Here is a 23,403-nt window from a genome sequence, read left to right as displayed (position 1 = left end):
CTTGGCCGATCGTACCCGCGGCGAACCGGCGCGAGGCCGCTCTGCCCTGCTGCTGATCGACGTCCAGAACGACTACCTGTCCCGTTCCGATCTCGCGCCGCCGCGTGCCGCGCTGCTGGACGGTGTCGCGAGATTGCTGGCACGGGTTCGATCGGCAGGCATGCCGATCGCCCACGTCCACACCCGCGTCGCACCGGACGGCAGTAATCGCATGCCGCACCAGCGCACGAACGATGTGTGGTGCTGCGTCGAAGCGACGCTCGGTGCCCAAGCACCTGACGAGGCCCGTCCCGGTGCCGGCGAGCCGGTCTTTGCGAAGACCGTGTTCGATCCGTTCTCGAACCCCGATCTGGCGGCGTGGCTTGCCGCGGAGAGAATCGAGTCCGTACTGGTCGCCGGTGTGCATACGCATGCCTGTGTGCGTGAAACCGCGCTGGGCGCGTACCAGCGTGGTTTCCGGGTCGCCGTGATCGAGGATGCCGTGGCGTCGTACGACCCGCTGTACGCCGAGCTGACACGAAACTACCTCGAAGCACGCCAGGTGCGGTTCATTCGTTCCGACGCTGTGCCCGGAGCCGAGCCAGAGCAGCCGGGGGTGCTGCCCGGGCATCGCGTCAGCAGCGCGCCGGAGTCCGTTGGTCGGTGGACGCGCCGGAACCCGTCGCGGCTCGACGCCGTTCTCGGGTTTGTGACGGCGGCGACGACGAAGCAGGTGGACGATGCCGTGAAATGCGCGCACCGGGCGCAGGGCGAGTGGGCCGCCCACCGGCCGGAGGTCCGCGGCGAGATCCTTGCCGGGATCGCGGATGCACTGGAAAACCGTGCCAACATTCTCGCTGACGCACTCGTGCGCGATATCGGCAAGCCGTTGACCGAGGCCCGTGCCGAAGTCGCCCGCGCGATCGAGCTTGCGCGTGTCGCGATCCGACAGTACGGCGCCGCGCACCCCTGGGAACGCTGTGGCGGTGACGTCCGGGCACGCCGCGTGCCCATCGGAACCGTCGCCGCGATCACGCCATTCAATCACGCGCTAGGCATTCCGATCGGCAAGTTGTTCCCCGCTCTTGTACTCGGCAACGCCGTGATCTGGAAGCCGTCGCTTTTTGGCGCAGCCGTGGCGGAACTCGTGGTGGAGGCCTTCTCGGCTTCGCCATTGCCGGTCGGCCTCGTCGGTCTGCTGCATGGCGATGGCAGCGTCGCGCAGCAGCTGGCGCGTCATCCCGGCATCGAGGCCGTATCGGTCACTGCATCCGAGTCGGCAGGGCGGCAGCTCGCGCTTGCCTGTGCGGCTCACTTCAAGCCTCTCCAGGCCGAACTGGGCGGCAACAACGCTGTCGTCGTGATGCACGACGCTGACATTCCCGCCATAGCCGCAGTGCTCGCCCGGGCGGCCTTCGGCTTTGCCGGTCAGCGCTGCACCGCCGGGCGGCGCATCCTTGTCGTCCGGGAGCGCGAGGCCGAACTCCTCCAGGCTCTGGAGGCCGCGACCCGGGCCCTCGTCGTCGGCGAACCGGGGGATGTCTCGACCGAAGTCGGGCCGCTGGTTTCCGCCGAGGCGCGTGACGCAATTGCGGACGTCGTCACGCGGGCCCTCGAGGGCGGCGCCGGAGTCGTCTGCGGTGGCATCGTTCCACGCGGGTTGGATCACGGTGCCTGGTACGCTCCGACGCTGCTGCGCAACGTCGCGCCGGAGACCCGCATATTTCGCGAGGAGAGCTTTGGCCCCGTCGCCCTGGTGTCCACCGTGCGTGATTTCGACGAGGCACTGACCCTCGTCAATGCCGTACCCCAGGGGCTGGTGGCCACGCTCTACAGCGATGACCCGCACCTGCAGGAACGCTTCCTGACCGAAGTGCGGGCCGGGTTGTTGAAGATCAATTGTCCGCCAGCGGGGGTGCATGCCGAGGCGCCGTTTGGCGGTTGGAAAGCGTCCGGCCTCGGTCCACCGGAACACGGTCGATGGGACGCCGAATTCTACACGCGCGTGCAGGCCATCTACGGAATCACGGGCCCTCCGAAGGACTGACCCCAGCCATCCCGACGCGTGCAGGTCAGCCATTCCGGGGCATTTCGGTGCGTCGTCCCCCGCCACAGGTGGGTCTGAGGATACACGTCGTGGGCGCCGGAGAACGAGAAAGTTCTCCGTGCGCCTTCGGCTGGTATAATGCACGGCTTTGCCTGTGGATGTGACCATGGAACTCAATCCCTACTACTCGAACATCGCTGACCTGAAGGGCCGCCTGGAAGGCCTTAGGGGGTATCTTTGACTTCGCCCACCGCGAAGAACGACTGGAAGAAGTGCTGCGCGAACTGGAAGATCCCGCCATCTGGAACGACCCGGAGCGGGCCCAGGCGCTGGGGCGGGAGCGTGCCCAGCTCGAGGCGGTGGTCCTCAATATCCGCGAGATAGAAGCGCAGCTCAGCGATAGCCACGACCTGCTGGAGTTGGCCGAAGCGGACGACGATACGTCGACGGTCGACGCGGTCGCGACCGACCTCGAGCAGCTGAACCGGCGGGTCGAGGAGCTGGAATTCCGGCGCATGTTCTCCGGGGAGATGGACTCCGCGAACGCGTTTCTCGACATCCAGGCGGGTTCCGGCGGGACCGAGGCGCAGGACTGGGCCGAGATGCTGCTGCGCATGTATCTGCGCTGGGGTGAGCGCCGCGGTTTCCGGACCGAGATCATCGAACTCTCCGAAGGCGACGTGGCCGGGATCAAGAGCGCGACCGTGAAGTTCGACGGCGAGTACGCGTTCGGCTGGCTGCGCACCGAGATCGGCGTGCACCGCCTGGTGCGCAAGTCGCCGTACGATTCCGGCAACCGCCGCCACACCTCGTTCGCAGCGGTCTTCGTTTCCCCGGAAATCGACGATTCGATCGAGATCGAGATCAATCCGGCGGATCTGAAGGTCGATACCTACCGCGCGAGCGGGGCAGGCGGCCAGCACGTGAACCGCACCGAGTCGGCGATCCGGATCACGCACATGCCCTCGGGAATCGTGGTGGCCTGTCAGAACGACCGCTCCCAGCACAAGAACCGGGACACGGCGATGAAGCAGCTGAAGGCCAAGCTCTACGAGATGGAGATCCAGAAGCGCAACGCCGAGAAGCAGGCGTTGGAGGAGACGAAATCCGACATCGGCTGGGGTAGCCAGATCCGCTCCTATGTGCTGGATCAATCCAGAATCAAAGACTTACGAACAGGTGTTGAAGTGGGGAATACGCAATCGGTATTGGACGGCGACCTCGATCCCTTCATCGAGGCCAGCCTGAAGAGCGGGCTGTGACCGCGATGGATGCACAGCGCGATGGTGGCGACGCCCGCCTGGACGAGAACAAGCTGATCGCGCAGCGCCGCGACAAGCTGGCCGCGCTGCGGGCGGAGGGTCCGGCGTTTCCGAACGATTTCCGGCGCAACGCGCTCGCCGGCGATCTGCACGCACGCCACGACCCCGAAGAGCCGGAAATGCTCGAGGCGGCGGCGGTCGAGGTGGCGGTGGCCGGGCGCATGATCGGCAAGCGGGTGATGGGCAAGGCCAGCTTCGCGACGCTGCGCGACCAGTCCGGCGACATTCAGCTGTTCGTGCAGCGCGACGCATTGCCCGAAGGCGGGTACGCCGCGTTCAAGCAATGGGATCTCGGCGACGTGCTCGGCGCGCGCGGCACCTTGTTCAAGACGCGTACCGGAGAACTGTCGATCCGGGTGCAGGAACTGCGGCTCCTGACCAAGAGCCTGCGCCCGCTGCCCGAGAAGTTCCACGGCCTGTCCGACCAGGAAACGCGGTACCGCCAGCGCTACGTCGATCTGATCACCTCTCCCGAGACCCGGGAGCTGTTCCGCACCCGTACGCGCATCATCGAATACATCCGCGACTACTTCACCGGCGAGGGGTTTCTCGAGGTCGAGACGCCGATGATGCAGGCGATCCCGGGTGGTGCGACCGCACGTCCGTTCACCACGCATCACAACGCGCTGGGAATGGATCTGTACCTGCGCATCGCACCGGAGCTCTACCTGAAGCGGTTGGTGGTCGGGGGCTTCGAGAAGGTGTTCGAGATCAACCGCAACTTCCGCAACGAGGGGCTCTCGACCCGGCACAACCCCGAGTTCACGATGCTCGAGTTCTACGAGGCGTTCGTGACCCACCATGAACTGATGGATCGGACCGAGGCGTTGATGCGCGGGCTGTGCGCGGACGTGCTGGGAACCACGCAGATCAGCTACCAGGGAGAAGTGCACGATTTTGCCAGCCCGTTCGCGCGCATGACGGTGCGCGACGCGATTCTTGCATTCAATTCGGACATCCCGGCCGGTGATCTGGAGAACGCGGAGCGGATGCGCATGCACTGCGAACGACTCGGGATTCCGCTGAAGCCCGGCTACGGCCTGGGCAAGCTCTGGATCGAGGTGTTCGAGAAGACGGTGGAGGCCAAGCTGCGCCATCCGACCTTCATCACCGCGTATCCGACCGAAGTCTCGCCGCTGGCGCGCCGCAACGACCAGGACCCGTTCGTGACCGATCGTTTCGAGTTCTTCGTCGGCGGTCGCGAAATCGCGAACGGGTTCTCCGAGTTGAACGACCCGGAAGACCAGGCCGAGCGTTTCCGTACCCAGGTCAGCGAGAAGGAGGCCGGCGACCTCGAGGCGATGCATTACGACGCCGACTACATCCGTGCGCTGGAATACGGCCTGCCGCCGACCGCGGGCGAGGGCATCGGCATCGACCGGCTGGTGATGCTGCTTACCGACGCACCGTCGATCCGCGACGTGCTGCTGTTTCCGCACCTGCGCCCCGAAACCTGACGCGCCCCGGCGCCGCGCACGCCGTCTGCGACCGGCTTGCGCGGCCTGGGCCTGTGGTACATTGGCCTCGTACCCATTCGAGACCGGAGGCGATGGCATGAGCGGCTGGGGTTGCCCTCACGAAGCCCGTGGCGAGTGCCAGCGGGTTCCGGGCCGCCGGTGCGAACCCGGCATGAAGGGCTGTGTGTTGGCGGGACGTTTCCTGTTCAGCGATCCGGACAAGAACACGCCGCGGATGCTGCGCGAAAAGGGGGCGGGGCAGCAGCCCGTCCGGCAAGGTCCACGCGGGCGTTCCAACGACTCTCGCTGACCGAGCGGATCCCGGATGACTCGATGCCGTGATCCCAGGGTCTTCGATCCGGTATCGTGCCAGCCTTTGCTGCGGCGGAACGGACTGCGGCCGGCCCATCGATGAGCCAGCCGATCGTCACTGCACTGCTGCAAAATGCAGCGCTGCTGCTGGCGCTAGTGGTCGTGCTGACCCTGCTGCCCCGCGGCCTCGATTCCTATCAGGCGCGCGTCCGGGTATTGATGGGGTTCGTGCTCGGGGTCATCGGCATCGGCATCATGTCGACGCCGTTCGTGCTGGAACCCGGAATCGTTTTCGATACCCGCTCGGTACTGCTCGCCGTCTCCGGGGTGTTCTTCGGTGCGCTGCCCACGGCCATCGCGATGGCCATCGCGGCCGCGTACCGCCTGATCCAGGGCGGCGCGGGGGCCTGGACCGGCGTTTCGGTGATCGTCGCATCGGGACTGATCGGAATCGCCTGGGCCCAGCTGCGCCGGCGGCCGGTTGCAGAGATCGGCGCGGGGGAGCTCTACCTGCTGGGCGTGGTGGTGCACGCGGTGATGCTGGCGCTGATGTTCACGTTGCCCGGGCCGATTGCGGTCGATGTGGTCCGTGCGATCGGAGTACCCGTCGCGGTCATCTTCCCGCTCGCGACGATGGCGCTGGGCATGCTGCTTGCCAACCGTCTCCGCCAGCGGGTGGCGACCCAGGCACTCGAGCGCAGCGAGGCCCGGTTCCGGCAGCTGTTCGAAAACATCGACAGCATCGCCGTGCAGATCTACGACACGCGGCGCCGGGTCCTCTACTGGAACCATGCCAGCGAGAAGCTGTATGGGTATACGCGCTCGGAGGCGCTCGGGCGCCGTCTGGAACGCCTCGTCGTTCCGCCGGCGATGCGCCCTGAGGTCATCGCGCGCGTCAGCAAGTGGGCTCGCGAAGGGTTCGACAGCTTCAGCGAGGAACTGGTGCTGCAGCGCAAGGACGGTACGCCCGTGAACGTGTTCTCCAGCCACGCGATGCTGCGCAATCCGGCTGGAGAACCGGAGCTGTACTGTATCGACATCGATGTCACCCGCCTGCGCGAAACCGAGGACCGCCTCCGCCGTTCGACCGAAGAACTCGAGTTCCAGTCTCAACATGATGCGCTGACCGGGTTGCCCAACCGGTTGCTGTTGCGCGACCGGCTGGAGGTCGCGATGCGACGGTCCGGCCGACGGGCAGGCTGCGTTAGTGCGCTATACATCGATCTGGACCGTTTCAAGAACCTGAACGATTCGCTGGGCCATTCCCTGGGCGACCAACTGCTGCAGCAGGTGGCGACCCGGCTGCAAACGCACCTGCGGGCCGGCGACACGCTCGCGCGGGTGGGGGGCGACGAATTCGTGCTCGTACTGGAGGGGGACGACTGCAAGCGCCACGCGGGCAGGGTGGCAGGAAAACTGCTGGGGTTGCTTGGCACGGGGCTGATGGTCGATGGTCAGCAACTGTTCATCACCGCGAGCATCGGAATCGCGCTGCATCCGGCAGACGGTGAGACGGTCGACCAGCTGCTGAAGAATGCCGAGCTGGCGATGTACCGGGCGAAGTCCCAGGGCCGCAATACCTACTGCTTCTACCAGGAAGAAATGTCCCGAGAGGTGATGGCACGCCTCACGCTGGAGAACGCGCTGCGCCTCGCTCTGGCGCGCGAGGAATGGGTGCTGCATTTCCAGCCGCAGGTGCACCTGGCCACGCGGCGCCTGACCGGTGTCGAGGCCCTGGTTCGCTGGCAGCACCCGGAGCAGGGCCTGATTCTGCCCGGCAGGTTCATCCCGATCGCCGAGGAGATGGCGATCATCGGCGATCTCGGCGCATGGGTGTTGCGTGCCGCCTGCCGCCAGATGCAGGAGTGGGATGCCCTGGGCTGCGCTGTCCCGCGCGTTGCAGTGAACCTCTCGGTGCAGGAACTCGAGCGTGCCGCGCTGGTGCCGCTGGTTCAGGAGGTGCTGCGCGAGACGGGGCTGGCGCCGGAACGGCTGGAACTCGAGGTCACCGAGTCGATGATCATGTGCGAGGCCGGCCGGGCCATCGAGACCCTGCGCGCGTTGCAGCAGCTGGGTGTCAGTGTCGCGGTCGACGACTTCGGGACCGGGTACTCGTCGCTGCGCTACATCAAGAACCTGCCGCTGAATCGCCTGAAGGTCGACCACGCCTTCGTCCAGGACGTCGGTCGGAGCCACGACGACGACGCCATCGTGCGCGCGATCATTGGCCTGGGCCACAGTCTGGACCTCGAGGTCGTGGCCGAAGGCGTGGAACGCGAGGAGCAGCGCGAGTTTCTGCAGCGTGAAGGCTGCGAAGTCGGGCAGGGCTACCTGTTCGGGCGCCCGGTCCCTGCAGAACAGATCGTGGCTCGACCACTCGCGGATGGAGCGCGATGATGCCCGCGCTCGGGGATCGGCTGCAGGCGGTCACCTTCGATGCCGCGGGGACGCTGTTCGGCCTGCGCGATCCGGTCGGTTCGGTCTATGCGGCGGCCGCCCGCGCGCATGGGCTGCCGGCGCGCGACGGCCTCGAGGATCTGCTCGAACGGCGTTTTCGCGAGGTCTTCCCGGCGCTGGCTCCGCCGCGGTATCGGCCGGGTGACCGTGCCGGCAACGATGCCGAAGACCGGGCGTGGTGGAGGCGTCTGGTTCTGCGGGTGATGGATGGGTTGGGTCCGCTCGCGTTCGACGCGTTCTTCGACGAGATCTGGCGAAGCTTCGCGGAGCCTTCAGCCTGGCAGAAATACCCGGAGATCGACGCGTTACTGCAGGGATTGCGCCGTTCCGGCCTGCGGCTTGCGATCGTCTCGAACTTCGATGCACGCCTGGTTCCGGTCTGCCGCGGTCTCGGGCTGGAGCCGCGCGTGGACACCGTGGTCTTCGCCGCCGAGGTGGGCGCGGCGAAACCGCGGGCCGGGATCTTCCACGAAGCCGTCGCGCGGCTGGGAGTGGCGCCTGCCAATACCTTGCACGTCGGAGACTCGTTCGCCGAGGACGTCGCTGGCGCGCGTGCGGCCGGCCTGCGCGCGGTTTATCTACAGCGCGACCAGGCCGACCACCGGCCAATGGGCGACCCAGAGCACCCCACGATCCGCGATCTGCGTGCGCTCACGGCACTGATTCACGGCGAAGTTCCCGGGCGCGCGCCGCCAGCCTGAATCTGCGGCTCCGGCAGGGAGCAGCGGGACGCGCCCGTCAGCACGCGCGCGCCCCGGTCCTTGGGGGCACCGCGCCGCGCACCCGGGGCGTCAATGGACCTCGGTGCGCCCGTCGTAGGCGCTCGCCAGGCGCCCCTGTACGTCGGGCGGGGCGGGTTCATAGTCGGCGGCCGACATCACGAACTCGCTGTCCCCGGCGCAGATCGACTTCAGCCGTGCCTCGAAGCCTTCCATCTCGGCCAGGGGTACCAGCGCATGGATCTCGCTCCAGCCCGGAGCCGGGCTGCCGGTGCCGATTACCCGGCCGCGCCGGCTGGCGAATTCCGCGCTGACGTCGCCGAAGTGGTCCTCGGTGGCCTTCACGGTGACGTTCACCAGCGGTTCCAGCACCACCGGGGACGCGGCCCGCACCGCATCCAGCGTCGCCTGACGCGCAGCGGTGGAGAACGAGATTTCGTTGGAGTCCACGCTGTGGTGTTTGCCATCGACCACGGTGACGCGCAGATCCTGTATCGGAAAACCGGCCAGCGCGCCTTCATCCAGCGCCTGCTGCACGCCCTTCTGCACTGCCGGCATGAAGTTCCCGGGGATCGCTCCGCCCTTGACCTCGTCCTGGAATTCGTAGCCGGCACCGCGGGGCAGGGGTTCGACACGCAGCGCGACCTCGCCGAACTGACCGGAGCCGCCGCTCTGCTTCTTGTGCCGGTATCGGGCTTCGGCGGGCCGGGTAATCGCCTCGCGATAGGGCACCGCCGGGGTGGCAGTCTCGACCTGTAGGTTCCAGCGGCCCTCGAGTTGTTCGAGCAGGATCTTCAGGTGCAGCTCGCCGAGGCCCCGGACCACGGTCTGCCGCGTCTGCGGTTCGAACGCGATCTCCAGGCAGGGATCCTCGTCGAGCATCCGCGACAGCGCTTCCGACAACTTTTGCTCGTCGCCGTGCTTGCGCGGCAGCAGTGCCAGCCCGAACACCGGGCGCGGGTACTGCGGCGGCACCAGGTGATGCCGGTCCTCGTCGTGGGAGTCGTGTAGCACCGCGTCGCGGTGGATTTCGTCGACCCGGGCGACGGCGCAGATGTCGCCTGGAACCCCCCGTGCGGTTTCGACCTGTTCGCGCCCCTGCAGCCGTAGCAGGTGCGAAACGCGGAACGGCTTGCGTGCGTCGCCGATGAACAGCTGCGTGTTCGGGCTGATCGTCCCCTGGTGGATGCGGAACAATGCCAGCCGGCCGCGGAACGGGTCGTTCTGGACCTGGAACACATGGGCCACTGCGTGGCGATCGGGGTCCGGCAGCACTTCGACCGGTTGCGCCGCAGCGCCCTCGCCCTTGACGAAGTGCGGGGGATTGCCCTCGGTCGGATCGGGCATCAGGCGGCCCAGGATATCCAGCAGTTCGCGGATGCCGGCACCGGTGCGCGCTGACACGAAACAGACCGGCACCAGGTGCCCTTCCCGCAGCGCCTGCTCGAACGGGTCATGCAGTTGCTCGGGATCCAGGTTTTGCCCCTGCTCGAGGTAACGTTCCATCAGCGCTTCGTCGAGTTCCACGACCTGGTCGACGATCGCGTCGTGCGCCTCGGTCACGCTGGAGAAGGCCGTGGCGGCCTCAGGGTCGGGCTGGAAGAAGCAGTCGATCACCCGCGTGCCGTCGGGAGACGGCAGGTTGATCGGAAGACACTCCGGGCCAAAGGCCTCGTTGATCGAGCCCATCAGGTTGCCCAGACCGGAATCCGCGGCATCGATCCGGTTGACGATGATCATCCGGCAGCGGTCGCCGGCAGCCGCCATCGCGCGCCGCGTCACCGCCTCGACCCCGGCGCTGGCGTTGATCACCACCGCAGCGGTCTCCACGGCAGGCAGCGCGACCAATGCCCGCCCGACCAGGTCGGGCAGTCCCGGCGTGTCGAGCAGATTGATCCAGTGCCCGGCCCATTCCAGATGGGCCGCGGTCGTGCTGACCGAGTGCCCGATCGACTTCTCCAGCGGATCCTGGTCGCTCAGGGTATCGCCACGCTCGACCGTGCCCGAGTTCTGGATCGCCCCGGCGGCGGCGAGCAGGGCCTCCAGCAGGCTGGTCTTGCCGCTGCCGGTATGGCCCAGCAGCGCGACGTTGCGAATATCGTGGACTGAACTCGGTGTCATGAAGTCGTTCTCGTTCGTCGGTGGCATGGGCCCGAAGTCTGGCCTGCCGCCGATTGGATGACAATGGGTGGCAGCAGTCCGGCGCGTGGCAACCCGGGGGGCCGTAGTGCCGGGTGCCGCGGAAGTGGATCGGCGGCGGTCAGAAGTATCCGTCCAGCCGCAGGTAGCCGATCACGAACAGCAGCGCGAGCACGCCGGCAATCGCGTACAGCGTGTTGGAGAGCCGGCGGTTGTCGGGGCGGCTGAAAAAGGCCGCCCACAGCACCAGCACGATCAGGACTGCGAAGAAGAACAGGAAGCGCATCGTTCAGGCCCCTTCGGGTACGGGATAGGGCAGGGGAATCACATGGGCGGCCGGCCCGGTCGGGTTGCCCCAGCACAGCGGCTGCTCGGCGGCCGGAGTCTGCAGTACCGCCAGCGCGGCCCAGAGCCCGTCGGGGTGCAGCACCGCGTCGACGATCGTGCCGTCGGGCTGAGCCGGATCGCCGCCGGCACGAAACACCGGGCTGCCCGGCTGCGGCCGATCCTGGCCCTCGATCGCGAGCCGGAACATGCGCCGTTTCAGCTTGCCGAGGTAATGCATGCGGGCCACGACCTCCTGTCCCGGGTAGCAGCCCTTCTTGAAACTGATGCCGTTCAGCGCGTGCAGGTTGATCATCTGCGGCACGAAGGCCTCGCTGGTTTCCGGATAGATCTCGGGCAGCCCGGCCAGAATGTCGAGCAGACGCCAGCTCTCGGGTCCGACCGGCGCACAGTGTACGTTGAGGTCGTTCCACAGCGGCTTGCAGGCATCGATCTCGCCAAAGATCTCGAAGCGAGGATGCATCATGCACGGAACCCGGACCGCCGAGACCTCGCCCCGGGTGAGCACGTCGTTGACCTCGACCGGAAAGGCGCCGAGCGTCTGCTGCAGCTGCTCCTCCGCATTCGGGCCGGAGAGGCCGAAGCGGATTCGCGTGTCCTCGGCATTCTCGATCACCACCTGGGCCCGCATCACGAACATCGTCAGCCGCTTGCGCACCGCCTCGGCCCGTTCTGCGCTCGTCTCGAGCAGGTACGCGTCGCGGTCCAGCAATACCCGCATCACGGCATAGGCGCGCCCCTTCGGGTTCGAATAACTCGACAGCTGCGAGCGCGTCCCGGTCACTTCGCGTACATCGTTGCCGAACTGGCTCTGAAGGAAATCCCGGGCATCCTGCCCCCGCACCTCGAGCAGTCCGCGGTGGGACAGGTCGCAGAGTACCGACCCGTTCACCGCGATACTGCGCTCGCGCTCGGGGTTTCCGAAGTCGCGAAGGTGGTCGCCGTCGTCGAACTCGGCGCCCTGGTCGATCAGGTGCTTCTTCCAGTCTTCCCGCATCGCTTGCCCCCCGCGCTGTCGCTATACTGTAGAACCAACGGGGCCCCATAGTAGACGAAGCCGTCGATGGGTGTCAGATAGGCGGGGTAGACCCTGCCCGACCAGGAGAAACGAATGGCCAGCGTGGTCCGTCCGATCTTTCTCGATCTGCGCAGGATCCGCCTTCCGGTCAATGCTCTCGTCTCCATCCTGCACCGCGTGACTGGCGTGCTGCTGATCGTGTCGATGCCGCTGGTGCTGTGGCTGTTCGCGGTCTCGCTGGCCGATCCGGAGGGTTTCGAGCGGGCCGTCGGGATTCTTCGTCATCCGCTCGGCCTGCTGCTGTTGCTCGGCTGGTTCTGGCTGCTGGCGCACCATTTCTTCGTGGGGCTGCGTTTCCTGCTGCTCGAGTTCGGGGTCGGCGAGACGCGTGAGGCCTCGCGGGCAACGGCCTGGTGGGCGCTGGGCGCCGGTCTGGTCACCGCATTGCTGCTCTGGGTGTTGTTCCTGTGAGTCTGCTGGGCGGGCAACGCGCCTGGCTGCTGCAGCGGATCACCGCGGTATACGCGGGCCTGTACCTGTTCGTGGCGGTGGCGGTGCTGCTCGCGCGCGCCCCGGCGGATCACGCCGCCTGGCTGGCGCTGGTCGCGCATCCGGCCGTCTGGTTGGCCACGGCCCTGTTCGTGCTGGTCCTGCTGCTGCACGCCTGGGTGGGCTTGCGCGACGTGATTCTCGACTACCTGAAACCCGCCTGGGTTCGGCTCACCGTGCTGACGCTGGCGGCCGGAGCCTTTCTGGCGATGGGGTTCTGGGCCCTGTGGATCCTGATCGAGGCGGCGCTACGATGAAGCTGAATTCGCGCAAGTTCGATGCGCTGATCATCGGTGCCGGAGGCGCCGGGCTGCGCGCGGCGCTGCAGTTGTCCAATGCCGACGCGCGGGTCGCGGTGGTCTCCAAGGTGTTCCCGACCCGATCGCATACCGTCGCGGCCCAGGGCGGCGTGAATGCCGCGCTGGCGAACGTGTTGCCGGACTCCTGGCACTGGCACATGTTCGACACCATCAAGGGTTCGGACTATCTGGGCGACCAGGACGCGATCGAGTACATGTGCCGGGCCGCACCGAAGGTGGTCTACGAGCTCGAGCACTTCGGCGTGCCGTTCTCCCGCCTCGACGGCGGCGGCATCTACCAGCGGGCATTCGGCGGGCAGAGCCAGCACTTCGGCAAGGAACAGGCGGCGCGTACCTGTGCCGCGGCGGACCGCACCGGGCACGCGATCATCCACTCGCTGTACCAGCAGAACCTGCGTGCGCGCACGCATTTCTTCGACGAATATTTCGCGATCGACCTGATCAAGGACGACGACGGCTACGTGCTCGGCGCAGTCGCGTTCGAGATCCTCTCCGGCGAGGCGATCGTGATCGAGGCGAAGACCACGCTGATCGCAACCGGCGGCGCCGGGCAGATCTTCCGCACCAACACCAACTCGCTGAGCAATACCGGCGACGGCATGGCCATGGCGCTGCGCGCCGGGGTGCCCCTGGAGGACATGGAGTTCGTGCAGTTCCACCCCACCGGCATCGCCGGGCGCGGAATGCTGATCACCGAGGGCGCGCGCGGCGAAGGGGGATTTTTGATCAACGGCGAGGGCGAGCGGTTCATGGAGCGCTACGCCCCGAACGCGAAGGATCTGGCTTCGCGCGACGTCGTCAGCCGCGCGATCGCGGTCGAGGTGCGCGAGGGACGCGGCTGCGGAAAAAACCGGGACCACGCGCTGCTCGATGTGCGCCACCTCGGCGCCGACACGATTCTGAAGAAGCTCCCCGGGATCCGGGAGATGAGCATCACCTTCCTCGGCATCGATCCGATCGACGCGCCGATCCCGGTGTTCCCGACCTGCCACTACAGCATGGGCGGCATTCCCACCAACCGATTCGGGCAGGTGGTGGTCCCGGTCCGGGACGCGCCCGAGGACCCGGTTCCGGGCCTGTATGCGGCCGGCGAGACCGCGTGCGTCTCGGTGCACGGCGCCAACCGGCTCGGCGGCAACTCGCTGCTGGACATCCTCGTGTTCGGACGTGCGGCGGCCAACCATATTCTCGGGTACCTCGACGAAAACCACTATCACCGCCCGTTGCATCGGCCGTCGGTCGACCGGGCGCTCGAGCGCCTCGCGCGCTGGGACCGCAAGGGCGACGGCGAGGCGGTGGAGCCGCTGCGGCGCGAGCTGCGCAAGGCGATGGAAGACCACTGCGGCGTGTTCCGCAGCGCGGAGGTGATGCGGGAGGGGGTAACCCGGCTGCAGGCGCTGCGCGAGCGGATCGACCGGGCGGTGATCCGGGATCACACGCAGACGTTCAACACCGCGCGGGTCGAGGCGCTGGAACTCGAGAACCTCTGGGACTGCGCGATCGCGACCCTGCGTTCTGCACTGGGCCGCGAGGAGAGCCGCGGCGCCCACAGCCGGGTCGACTTCCCCGAGCGCGACGACCAGCGCTGGTTGAAGCACTCGCTCTATTCGCTCGACGGTGACCTGCTCGACTACAAGCCGGTGCGGACGCAGCCGATGACCGTCGAGTCGTTCCCGCCGAAGCAGCGGGTCTACTGAAGGAGTTCCCGATGGCCCGGATACAACCCGTCGCAAGGTGGATTCCGGAAGCGGATCCTGACGAAACCTCCGCCACGCGTGTGCCGCGGCTTGGTGTCGGTCGCCATTGCCAGCGCAGGCGTTTGGCTTTAGGGCGAAGTCCCACCACGCGTGCGCCGCGGCTTGGTGTCGGTCGTCATTGCGAGCGCAGCGCGGCAATCCATCCGGTTCGGTTCCTGCGCGCGTGCGACGAGCGGGCCACAATGCCTGCCGGCAAGGCCCGAGGCTGAGCGCGATGGAATTCTCGATCTACCGCTTCAACCCCGACACCGACCGTGAACCGCGGATGCAGTCGTTCACGCTGGCCGACGACCGGGTCGAGCCGGGCATGATGCTGCTGGACGCGCTGATCCTGCTGAAGGAACAGGATGACAGCCTCGGCTTCCGCCGTTCCTGCCAGCACGGCGTCTGCGGCAGCGACGGCATGAACATCAACGGCAGCAACGGGCTGGCATGCATCACGCCGCTGGCCGGGCTGAAGTCGCCGGTGGTGCTGCGGCCGTTTCCCGGAATGCCGGTGATCCGCGACCTGATCGTCGACATGGACAACTTCTACCGTCAGTACCGCGAGGCCGAGCCCTGGCTGATCAACCACTCGCCGGAACCCGAGGTCGAGCGCCTGCAAAGCCCGGAGGATCGAGATCGGCTGGATGGCCTGTACGAGTGCATCCTCTGCGGCTGCTGTTCGGCGTCCTGTCCTTCGTACTGGTGGAACCCGGACCGCTTCCTCGGCCCGGCCGCGCTGCTGCAGGCGGCGCGTTTCATTCAGGATTCGCGCGACCAGGCAACCGAGCACCGGCTGCAGCGACTCGACGATGCCTATCGCCTGTACCGCTGCCACAGCATCATGAACTGCACCCAGGTCTGCCCGAAAGGTCTGAACCCGTCGAAGGCGATCGGCGACATCCGCCGAACGATGATCAAGCGCTCGCTATGATGCGGGCCGCGCGATGTCGATGGTAATGGCCAGTGCATTCCCGGATCTCCCGGTTACCGCCGGGTGCATCGGTGTTCGGCCCTGGCAACGTGTTCCAGTCGGGCGAACCCGGGGGCGGATGTGAGACCGGACGCGCGCACGCGCTGGCGCTGCCGCCGCGGCATGCTCGAGAACGACCTGCTGCTGGGGCAGTTCCTGGATCATGGATACGATCAACTCGACCAGGAGGGTCGCGATGCCTTCGAACGCCTGCTCGGGTATCCCGACGACGTGCTGCTCCAGATCGTTCTGGGGCGGCAGGAAACGGTCGATTCGGGGATAGCGCGGCTTGTCCCGCTCATCCGCGCCGCCGCTAAGGCTTGCACTGAAGACTGACCGCGTCCTGCCGGCGCTGGGGGCCGCGGGGCTGCTGCTGCTCGCCACGGGTGTACTGGTCCACGCACTGCGCTACAGCCACCCGGCGTTCGCGCTCGCGCTGGCGGTGCTTGCCTCGGCAGCCGGCATCTGGAGCTGGATGCAGCGCGTCCCGCGCTGGGACTGGCTCGGCTGCGACGCCCAGGGACAGTGGTGGGTGGCCACGCGGGACGGGCTCCGGCACGAGCAGCGTGTGCCGGTGGATGTCTGCCGCGACAGCCGGGTATTCCTGCGCATGGTCGTGCTGGTGTACCGCATGGCCGGCGATACCCGCGCCCAGGTCCTGTGGCTGCCGTGGTGGCGGCTGGAACGCGACGATTTCCGCCGCCTCCGGGTGCGGCTGCGCTGGCCACCGGCGCCGGAGGCGACGCCGCGCGCGCTGGACCGGCTTCGTTCGGGGGTGTCCCGGGCCGCCGCCATGCTCGGCGCGAGGGCCCGCTTCGCCGTGCAGGACCGCAACGCCGCGCGCGAGATGCCGGCGGTGGAGCATCTGCTGAACGACGATCCGGCGCATGTCTACAGCGACAGCGAACTCGACGCGATCGAGGCCATCGACGCGGAACTCGCGCTGCGGCTGGACCGGGCCCAGACCTTCGCCCGGCGCCAGGCGAACGCCGTACCCGCTGACGGGGCGGTGGACGAAGCGGCGGTGCGCCAGGCCGTCGACGAGGCGCGCCGCATCCTGATGCAGGACGGTGGCGACGTCGAGTACGTCGGCCTGGACGAGCGCACCGTGCAGGTGCGGCTGCAGGGTGCCTGCGTTGGCTGCCCGCGCTCGGCGCTGGATCTGCGCAACGTGGTCGAACGCCTGGTGCGCGCGCACGCGCCGGGCGTGGAGCGGGTCGTCAATACCGGCTGATGTCTCGCTCCGCTGCGATGCGCCGCGCTCGGTTGCGAACGAATCGGGTCAGGTAATCACGTCCGGGCGATCCTTGCCCGTGCAGCCGGTGATGTCGGCGATCTGCTCGGCCAGATCGATCAGCGGCGCCAGCGCGAACTGGCTGTCCTGATCGAGCTGGTCCGGGCGCGTCTCGTGCCGTTCGAGATAGACTCGCAGCGTCGCTCCGTGGGTGCCAGTGCCCGAGAGGCGATAGACCAGGCGGGAGTCGTCCTCGAACAGGATACGCAGACCCTGGCCCGTGCTGATGCTGCCGTCGACCGGGTCGGTGTAGCCGAAATCGTCGGCCGCTCGGATTCGCAGTGCGCCGAATTCCTGCCCCGGAAGCTCGGGCAGCGCGCTGCGCACCCGTTCCATCAGCGCCTCGGCGCGCTCGCTGTCGATCTCCTCGTAATCGTGGCGGCTGTAATAGTGGCGGCCGAACCGGCGCCAGTGGTCGCGCACGATCTCGGATACCGATTCCCCCCGGGCCGCGACCAGGTTCAGCCAGAACAGCACCGCCCAGAGGCCGTCCTTCTCGCGCACATGGTCGGAACTGGTACCGAAGCTCTCCTCGCCGCAAAGCGTGATGCGCCGGTCGTCGAGCAGGTTGCCGAAGAACTTCCAGCCGGTCGGTGTTTCGTAGCAGGGGATGCCCAGCGACTGCGCCACCGCGTCGACTGCCTGGCTGGTCGGCATGCTCCGGGCGACGCCCCGGAGCCCGTCGCGGTAGGCCGGTACCAGACGGGCGTTGGCCGCCAGCACGGCCAGGCTATCGCTGGGGCTGACGAAGAACCCGCGCCCCAGGATCATGTTGCGGTCCCCGTCGCCGTCGGACGCGGCGCCGAAATCGGGAGCCTCGCGCCCGAACATCAGTTCCGCCAGTTCGCGAGCGTGGGTCAGGTTGGGATCGGGGTGCCGCCCGCCGAAGTCCGCGAGCGGCTCGGGGCGCATCACCGTGCCTTGGGGCGCGCCCAGACGCTCCTCGAGGATCTCGCGGGCATACGGCCCGGTCACCGCGTGCATCGCATCGAAGCGCATCTGGAACCGGCCGGACTGCAGCAGCGCGCGCATCGCGTCGAAATCGAACAGCGACTCCATCAGGTCGGCATAATCCGCGACTGGGTCCACGATCTCGATTTCCATCTCGCCCAGCTGCGTGTGCCCGACGTGATCGATATCGACATGGGGCGCGCGCGCGATCCGGTAGTGCTGGATTTCCCGGCTGGCGGCGTAGATCGCATTGGTGACCGATTCCGGCGCGGGACCGCCGTTGGCGACGTTGAACTTGATGCCGAAATCACCGCCGGGGCCACCGGGGTTGTGGCTGGCCGAAAGCACGATGCCGCCTGCAGCACCGCGTTTCCGAATCAGGTGACTGGCCGCCGGGGTGGACAGGATGCCGCCGCGGCCCACGGTGACCTTGCGGATCTCGTTGGCCAGCGCCATGCGCAGGATGATCTGGATCGCCTCGCGGTTGAAGAAGCGACCGTCACCGCCAAGGATCAGCTCGGCCCCCTGGAGGCCCGGCTGGCTGTCGAAGATGCTCTGGACGAAATTCTCGAGGTAATGCGACTTCCGGAAGTGCGCCACCTGCTTGCGCAATCCCGATGTGCCTGGCTTCTGATCGTGGTACGGATGGGTCGATACGACGCTGATTTCCATCTTCGGTTGAAGTCCCTTGCCTGAGCGGGGCGCACCGACGGTGCTGTGGCTTGAAGGTAGCAGAAACGCGCCCGGGTGTCTGCGCAGCGCGGGCTTGCGGCGGCCAGTGACCGGATAGCGACCAAGGACACTGGGTGCTTGAACGCGGACGACGCAGTACACTGCCGCGCATGTTTCCCGGATACACCAGCGCGGCTCATCTGCACCCCGGCGCCGGCGACTTCGCCGCGCTGATGGAGCTGTACGAGAACAACTATCTCCGACTGCGCCGCCTGTGTCCCAATCTCGACAGCATCGAGAGTGGGCAGGTGTCGGTCGTGGAAGGCGCCACGGATCTGCACCTGGCGATCCTGGAACGCACGCCGTACACGACGCTGCTGCGGTTGACCTACGAGTTTGGATCCGACGGGCGGACCAGCCGGCAGCCGGATCTGCGCATTCGCTTGTTTCATGACGCCCGCCAGGCCGAGGTCGTCGGCCGCCACTGCCGCCGCCGGGGTGAGGGCGACCTTTGGTTGGACGCGGCGGCGGGCATGCCGGGGCTGGCCTGCCGCTGGCGGCACAATCGCTTCCTGTTCAAGTGGCTGGGATTCTGTCTGGTGCAGGGGCATCGCTTCGATGGCTCGGAGACGGCCACCGTCACTACCGGCGCACTCGACTCCCTCAGCTGACAGCCCGGGCAACACGCTCTGCCCAAGGGGCGCTCCGGTACCTGCCTTGCCGCGTTGCACCCACCGGAGCGCGGCGTCCTGCGTTCTGCAACCTGCCCGCGGCTGGGCAGTGTGGCGGCAGCCGAGGGAACCCGCGCTCACGCCGCGCCGGGTTCGCCCCGGGGCGTGCCGCGGAATCCGGGGATGCTCAGCGTTCGAGGTATTTCAGCTTGTCGGGCTTGCCGTCCCACTCCTCGGCATCGGGTAGCGGATCCTTGCGCGTCGTGATCACCGGCCAGGTGCGCGCCAGCTCGGCGTTCAGTTCGATGAACGCCTCCTGGCCCTCCGGCACATCGTCCTCCGGCACGATGGCCTCCGCCGGACATTCCGGCTCGCACAATGTGCAGTCGATGCACTCGTCGGGGTCGATCACCAGGAAATTCGGCCCCTCGTGAAAGCAGTCCACCGGACAGACTTCCACGCAATCGGTGTACTTGCACTTGATGCAGTTATCTAGAACGACATAGGTCATCTGGTTCTCCGTGCTTCGGGTGGCCAATCGCGTACCTTGCGTCGCGCATTCTAACGCCACAGGCAAGCCCGGATGCCAGCGCCCGTGCACGCCAGCGGGTGCCGGCAACCCCGTCCCGGTTTCTGGGCTACCCGCAGCGTGGCCGCCAACGAGTCCTGGAGCGCGGCCGGCCGTGCCGCGGACCTATACCAGCCCGCGCAGAGGCGTAGGGCGGAAAAGGCCGAAGGCCGTCATCCGCCATTCCCACGCCGGGGTTGCCGCGGGCGCGCAGGGGCGCTCCGAACGCCGTACGGCGGATGACGCTGCGCTCTTCCGCCCTACACGTCGCCCCGAGAGAAGCCGTGCGGTTTCACGTCAACAGTTCGCGCAGACGGTAGAGCGCGTCCAGCGCTTCGCGCGGACTCAACCGGTCCGGATCCAGCGCTTCGAGCGCCTCGACCACGGCGTCTGCCGGCCCGGGCTCGGCGATCGCGGGGGACGGCGCGAACAACGCGAGCTGGGTCGGGTCGGCGGTGGCCAGGGCCCGGGACTCCAGCTCCGCGAGGTGCTGGCGCGCGCGCTGGAGCACCCCCGCCGGCACCCCGGCGAGGGCCGCCACCTGCAGGCCGTAGCTCTGATTCGCCGGTCCTTCCTGAACCTGATGCAGGAACACCACCGTGTCGCGGTGCTCGATAGCGTCGGTGTGCACGTTGGCCACCCCGCGCTCGCGTTCGGCGAGTGTCGTCAGCTCGAAGTAATGCGTCGCGAACAACGTCATCGACCGGTTCTTCCGGGCGAGACGCTCGGCGCATGCCAACGCCAGCGCAAGGCCGTCGAAGGTGCTGGTGCCGCGACCGATTTCGTCCATCAACACCAGACTCTGCGGCCCGGCGTTGTTCAGGATGTTGGCGGCCTCGGTCATTTCCACCATGAACGTTGAGCGCCCGGAAGCCAGGTCGTCGGAGGCGCCGATTCGCGTGAAGATGCGGTCCACCGGTCCGATCCGGGCGGTTTGTGCCGGAACGAAACTGCCGATGCAGGCCAGAATCACGATCAGCGCCGCCTGGCGCATATAGGTCGACTTGCCGCCCATGTTGGGCCCGGTGATCACCAGCAGACGCCGCGACTCGGGATCCAGTCGCAGGTCGTTTGGCACGAACGGGTCCTCGCGTGCCGATTCCACCACCGGGTGTCGCCCTGCTTCGATCGCGATCCCCGGCTCATCGCTGGTTTCGGGGCAGACCCAGTCCCGCTGCACGGCGTTCTCGGCAAGCGCACAGAATGCGTCGAGTTCGGCCAGCGCGTCGGTGAACGCACGCAGCGAGTCGACCTCCTGCTGCAGATCCTCGAGCAGCCGTTCGAACAATTCGCGTTCCAGGCTCAGCGCGCGATCCCGGGCCGAGAGGATCTCGTCCTCGAACTGCTTCAGTTCCTCGGTGGTATAGCGCTCGGCGTTCTTCAGCGTCTGCCGGCGCACGAACCGCGCGGGCACCCGGTCGGACAGCGTGCGCGGCACCTCGAAGTAGTAGCCATGCACGCGGTTGTACGCCACTTTCATCTGCGTGAGCCCGGTGGCCTCGCGCTCCCGGGTCTCGATCGCGCGCAGAAAACGGTCGGCATCGGCCTGCATGCCGCGCAGGCGGTCCAGTTCGGGATCGAACCCCGGGCGGATCACGCCGCCGTCGCTGACGCGCAGCGGCGGCTGCTCCTCCAGCGCGCGGCGCAGCAAGTCGGCCAGCGCGGCGCGCGGCTGCAGCCGATCGCGGATTCCGTTCAGCAGCGACGGTGGCAGGTCCCCCGGCAAGGTCTGATGCAGCGCCGGCAGGCGTTCCAGGCCGGCCAGCAGCGCGACCAGGTCGCGCGGGCGCGCAGTGCCGAGCGCAATGCGGCTGACGATGCGTTCGCAGTCGGCGACCCCAGCCAGCAGCTGGCGCAGGTCCCGGTAGCCGCCGTTGTCGATCAATTCGCGCAGCACCGCATGCCGTTCGCGGATCGGTGCCCGCTCCCGCAACGGCTGCCCCAGCCAGCGCCCCAGCAGCCTCGCCCCCATCGCCGTGCGCGTGCAGTCGAGCAGCGCCAGCAGGCTGCCGCCGCGCTCCCCGGACAGGGTGCGGGTCAGTTCGAGATTCTGGCGCGTGGCGGGATCCATCTCGAGCGTGGCCGAGCGCGATTCGCGCCGCAGCCCGGTGATGTGGCCGAGTTCGCCGCGGTAGCGTGTCTGGACGTAGCCGAGCAGGGCACCGGCGGCGGCCAGCGCCAACGGCAGATCGTCACAGCCGAACCCGGCGAGATCCCGGGTGCCGAAATGCGCGGTCAGCACGCGGGCAGCGGAGACCGGGTCGAAATGCCACTCGGGCAGCGTCTGGCTGTCGGGAATCCTTTCGCTGCAGCCCTCGGGCACCAGGCACTCGACCGGGTTCAGCCGCGCCAGTTCGGCCTGCAGTGCCGCCTCGTCGGCCACCTCCAGCACGCTGAAGTGCCCGCTGGCGAACTCCAGCACTGCAATGCCCGCAGGCCCGTCGGGGTCCTCGGCCGAGTGGGGACGTACGGCCACGATCAGGTTGAGCTCGCGTGCATCGAGCAGCGCCTCTTCCGCGAGGGTACCCGGAGTCACGATCCGGACGACCTCGCGCTGCATCGGGCCCTTGCCGCCCCCCGGTTCCCCGGTCTGCTCGCAGATCGCCACCGCGAGTCCCTTCTTCATCAGGCGCGCGAGGTAGCTCTCCAGCGTGTGCACCGGAATGCCTGCCATCGGAATCGGCTTTCCCGCGGACTCGCCGCGCCGGGTCAGGGTGATGTCCAGCAACGCCGATGCCCGCTGGGCGTCGTCGTAGAACAACTCGTAGAAATCGCCCATCCGGTACAACAGCAGCGTATCCGGGTACTCGGCCTTGATGCGCAAATATTGCTGCATCATCGGGGTGTGCGCGGTCAATGGATCGGATTCGGTCACGTTGGGACTCGCCTGTGCTGGCGCACGCGCTGGCTGCGCAGCGCGTGCCTGGTCGCTGTCACGCCGCGGCGCGGCGTGTGGCCGTGCCGGCAGGCCGGGTCGCGCGCCTGCCACCTCGGCGCACCCGGGTCGGGGCTGCGTCGGCCACGAACGCGCATGATAGCGGCAAGGGATCCCGGGTTCGCGTCCCCGATGCGGTTCCGTCGGGCAGTTGGTGCCATGCGCCGGGGTCGCCGAGGGCGCGAGAACGGTCCGTTGGCTCGGTCCAAGACCAGAGGCCGCAAACCCGCGGTGAGCCGGCGTTGAGGTCGACGGTCCAGTCCGGTAGCGTTTGCCATGCGTGGTCCTGGCGACGGGCGCGCGAGATGGCAATCGAACGCCCGTCGTGGCAGCACGCGTTGCGGCGAATGGTGGTCGGATCCTGTGCGGGGAAGGATCGATGGCGGATGCGGTAGCCAAGGTCGTGGCGGTGCTCGCGCGGCAATTGCAGGCGCGCGGCCTGCGGGTGTGCACCGCCGAATCGTGCACTGCCGGCGGGATTGCCGCGGCGCTGACCGATCTGGCCGGCAGCTCGGCGTGGTTCGAGTGCGGATGGGTGACCTACAGCAACGCCTCGAAGGTGCGGTTGCTCGGCGTGGATCCGGGCCTGCTGGAACGTTGGGGTGCAGTGAGCGAGCCGGTGGCGGCCGCAATGTGCGCCGGAGCGCTGGAGAGGAGCACGGCGGATCTTGCGCTGTCGGTGACCGGGATCGCGGGCCCCGGCGGCGCGACGCTGGAGAAGCCCGTCGGCCTGGTCTGGTTCGGCTGGATGCGCCGGGGCGGCACAGCGCGCACCGAATCCCGGGTATTCCCCGGCGACCGCGCCGCGGTGCGCGCTGCGGCGGCAGCCTGGGCGCTGGGGCAGCTGCTGGAGCACGAACTGGCAGGAGAATGACTCCGCCCCGTTCCTGTGCATGCACCTGAGGGGCGGCCGGCTGCTTGGGCTGGCATTGACGG

Annotated in this window: 19 protein-coding genes; 13 read left to right on the top strand and 6 right to left on the bottom strand. The window is 67.7% G+C overall.

Going from position 1 to position 23,403, the window contains the following annotated elements:
- The first annotated feature begins 1 nt into the window (after position 1).
- From THITH_RS17095 to THITH_RS09165, 5 genes are all read left to right on the top strand, one after another.
- Positions 2–2,026, top strand: coding sequence for an aldehyde dehydrogenase family protein (locus THITH_RS17095; protein ID WP_006747352.1), 2,025 nt, complete (start codon positions 2–4; stop codon positions 2,024–2,026).
- Positions 2,027–2,192: 166 nt separating this feature from the next.
- Positions 2,193–3,288, top strand: a protein-coding gene (gene prfB / locus THITH_RS09185) for a peptide chain release factor 2 (RefSeq protein ID WP_156925506.1) whose coding sequence is annotated in 2 segments (ribosomal slippage) — positions 2,193–2,264 and positions 2,266–3,288 — 1,095 coding nt in all. Because the reading frame shifts where the segments join, the coding sequence is not laid out codon by codon here.
- A 5-nt stretch (positions 3,289–3,293) separates the two neighbouring features.
- The gene (lysS, locus tag THITH_RS09180; protein ID WP_006747354.1) at positions 3,294–4,805 is read left to right on the top strand and encodes a lysine--tRNA ligase; all 1,512 of its coding nucleotides are present in this window, start codon (positions 3,294–3,296) and stop codon (positions 4,803–4,805) included.
- 411 nt (positions 4,806–5,216) lie between these two features.
- Complete coding sequence (locus THITH_RS09170) at positions 5,217–7,514, top strand: putative bifunctional diguanylate cyclase/phosphodiesterase (protein ID WP_006747356.1); 2,298 nt, start codon at positions 5,217–5,219, stop codon at positions 7,512–7,514.
- The gene (locus THITH_RS09165) at positions 7,511–8,275 is read left to right on the top strand and encodes an HAD-IA family hydrolase (protein ID WP_025367425.1); all 765 of its coding nucleotides are present in this window, start codon (positions 7,511–7,513) and stop codon (positions 8,273–8,275) included. The genes THITH_RS09170 and THITH_RS09165 overlap by 4 nt, the downstream gene beginning before the upstream one ends.
- Positions 8,276–8,365: 90 nt before the next feature.
- On the opposite strand, the gene fusA is transcribed toward THITH_RS09165, so the two are convergent.
- From fusA to ygfZ, 3 genes are all read right to left on the bottom strand, one after another.
- The gene (gene fusA, locus THITH_RS09160) at positions 8,366–10,414 is read right to left on the bottom strand and encodes an elongation factor G (RefSeq protein ID WP_025367424.1); all 2,049 of its coding nucleotides are present in this window, start codon (positions 10,412–10,414) and stop codon (positions 8,366–8,368) included.
- 139 nt (positions 10,415–10,553) lie between these two features.
- The gene (locus tag THITH_RS18780) at positions 10,554–10,718 is read right to left on the bottom strand and encodes a hypothetical protein (protein ID WP_006747359.1); all 165 of its coding nucleotides are present in this window, start codon (positions 10,716–10,718) and stop codon (positions 10,554–10,556) included.
- A 3-nt stretch (positions 10,719–10,721) separates the two neighbouring features.
- Positions 10,722–11,774, bottom strand: coding sequence for a CAF17-like 4Fe-4S cluster assembly/insertion protein YgfZ (gene ygfZ, locus THITH_RS09155; RefSeq protein ID WP_006747360.1), 1,053 nt, complete (start codon positions 11,772–11,774; stop codon positions 10,722–10,724).
- 114 nt (positions 11,775–11,888) lie between these two features.
- On the opposite strand from ygfZ, the gene sdhC reads away from it, so the two are divergent.
- The 6 genes from sdhC (at position 11,889) to THITH_RS09125 (ending at position 16,610) form a co-directional block, all read left to right on the top strand.
- Positions 11,889–12,266: a succinate dehydrogenase, cytochrome b556 subunit gene (gene sdhC, locus THITH_RS09150; protein ID WP_006747361.1), complete on the top strand. Its 378-nt coding sequence runs from the start codon at positions 11,889–11,891 to the stop codon at positions 12,264–12,266.
- A complete protein-coding gene (sdhD, locus tag THITH_RS09145; protein ID WP_006747362.1) occupies positions 12,263–12,601 on the top strand; it encodes a succinate dehydrogenase, hydrophobic membrane anchor protein in 339 nt (112 codons plus the stop codon). The genes sdhC and sdhD overlap by 4 nt, the downstream gene beginning before the upstream one ends.
- Positions 12,598–14,361, top strand: coding sequence for a succinate dehydrogenase flavoprotein subunit (gene sdhA, locus THITH_RS09140; protein ID WP_006747363.1), 1,764 nt, complete (start codon positions 12,598–12,600; stop codon positions 14,359–14,361). The genes sdhD and sdhA overlap by 4 nt, the downstream gene beginning before the upstream one ends.
- Positions 14,362–14,635: 274 nt before the next feature.
- Entirely contained in the window at positions 14,636–15,337 is a 702-nt protein-coding gene (locus tag THITH_RS09135; protein ID WP_006747364.1) for a succinate dehydrogenase iron-sulfur subunit, read from the top strand.
- Positions 15,338–15,457: 120 nt separating this feature from the next.
- The gene (locus THITH_RS09130) at positions 15,458–15,712 is read left to right on the top strand and encodes an FAD assembly factor SdhE (RefSeq protein WP_025367423.1); all 255 of its coding nucleotides are present in this window, start codon (positions 15,458–15,460) and stop codon (positions 15,710–15,712) included.
- Positions 15,666–16,610 (top strand): NifU family protein, encoded by a 945-nt coding sequence (locus tag THITH_RS09125; RefSeq protein ID WP_006747366.1) that lies wholly within the window; start codon positions 15,666–15,668, stop codon positions 16,608–16,610. Before THITH_RS09130 ends, THITH_RS09125 begins: the two co-directional genes overlap by 47 nt.
- Before the next feature lie 48 nt (positions 16,611–16,658).
- On the opposite strand, the gene THITH_RS09120 is transcribed toward THITH_RS09125, so the two are convergent.
- Positions 16,659–18,293 (bottom strand): alpha-D-glucose phosphate-specific phosphoglucomutase, encoded by a 1,635-nt coding sequence (locus THITH_RS09120; protein WP_006747367.1) that lies wholly within the window; start codon positions 18,291–18,293, stop codon positions 16,659–16,661.
- Positions 18,294–18,463: 170 nt separating this feature from the next.
- Here THITH_RS09120 and THITH_RS09115 point away from each other — a divergent pair, with 170 nt between their 5' ends.
- A complete protein-coding gene (locus tag THITH_RS09115; RefSeq protein ID WP_006747368.1) occupies positions 18,464–18,964 on the top strand; it encodes a DUF1249 domain-containing protein in 501 nt (166 codons plus the stop codon).
- Positions 18,965–19,151: 187 nt separating this feature from the next.
- On the opposite strand, the gene fdxA is transcribed toward THITH_RS09115, so the two are convergent.
- On the bottom strand, positions 19,152–19,475 hold the full coding sequence (gene fdxA / locus THITH_RS09110) for a ferredoxin FdxA (RefSeq protein ID WP_006747369.1): 324 nt from the start codon (positions 19,473–19,475) through the stop codon (positions 19,152–19,154).
- A gap of 349 nt (positions 19,476–19,824) precedes the next feature.
- Positions 19,825–22,407 (bottom strand): DNA mismatch repair protein MutS, encoded by a 2,583-nt coding sequence (mutS, locus tag THITH_RS09105; protein WP_006747370.1) that lies wholly within the window; start codon positions 22,405–22,407, stop codon positions 19,825–19,827.
- 439 nt (positions 22,408–22,846) lie between these two features.
- Here mutS and THITH_RS09100 point away from each other — a divergent pair, with 439 nt between their 5' ends.
- Positions 22,847–23,341: a CinA family protein gene (locus THITH_RS09100; RefSeq protein WP_006747371.1), complete on the top strand. Its 495-nt coding sequence runs from the start codon at positions 22,847–22,849 to the stop codon at positions 23,339–23,341.
- The last annotated feature ends 62 nt before the right edge of the window (positions 23,342–23,403 follow it).

The sequence above is a fragment of the Thioalkalivibrio paradoxus ARh 1 genome (assembly GCF_000227685.2).
Classification (GTDB): Bacteria; Pseudomonadota; Gammaproteobacteria; order Ectothiorhodospirales; family Ectothiorhodospiraceae; genus Thioalkalivibrio; species Thioalkalivibrio paradoxus.
This window is presented reverse-complemented; position numbering and strand designations above follow the sequence as displayed.

Coding starts and splice junctions, on each gene's coding strand:
- lysS (WP_006747354.1), top strand. CDS start 3,294: ATGGATGCACAGCGCGATGGTGGCGACGCCCGCCTGGACGAGAACAAG.
- THITH_RS09170 (WP_006747356.1), top strand. CDS start 5,217: ATGAGCCAGCCGATCGTCACTGCACTGCTGCAAAATGCAGCGCTGCTG.
- THITH_RS09165 (WP_025367425.1), top strand. CDS start 7,511: ATGATGCCCGCGCTCGGGGATCGGCTGCAGGCGGTCACCTTCGATGCC.
- fusA (WP_025367424.1), bottom strand. CDS start 10,414: ATGACACCGAGTTCAGTCCACGATATTCGCAACGTCGCGCTGCTGGGC.
- THITH_RS18780 (WP_006747359.1), bottom strand. CDS start 10,718: ATGCGCTTCCTGTTCTTCTTCGCAGTCCTGATCGTGCTGGTGCTGTGG.
- ygfZ (WP_006747360.1), bottom strand. CDS start 11,774: ATGCGGGAAGACTGGAAGAAGCACCTGATCGACCAGGGCGCCGAGTTC.
- sdhC (WP_006747361.1), top strand. CDS start 11,889: ATGGCCAGCGTGGTCCGTCCGATCTTTCTCGATCTGCGCAGGATCCGC.
- sdhA (WP_006747363.1), top strand. CDS start 12,598: ATGAAGCTGAATTCGCGCAAGTTCGATGCGCTGATCATCGGTGCCGGA.
- THITH_RS09135 (WP_006747364.1), top strand. CDS start 14,636: ATGGAATTCTCGATCTACCGCTTCAACCCCGACACCGACCGTGAACCG.
- THITH_RS09120 (WP_006747367.1), bottom strand. CDS start 18,293: ATGGAAATCAGCGTCGTATCGACCCATCCGTACCACGATCAGAAGCCA.
- THITH_RS09115 (WP_006747368.1), top strand. CDS start 18,464: ATGTTTCCCGGATACACCAGCGCGGCTCATCTGCACCCCGGCGCCGGC.
- fdxA (WP_006747369.1), bottom strand. CDS start 19,475: ATGACCTATGTCGTTCTAGATAACTGCATCAAGTGCAAGTACACCGAT.
- THITH_RS09100 (WP_006747371.1), top strand. CDS start 22,847: ATGGCGGATGCGGTAGCCAAGGTCGTGGCGGTGCTCGCGCGGCAATTG.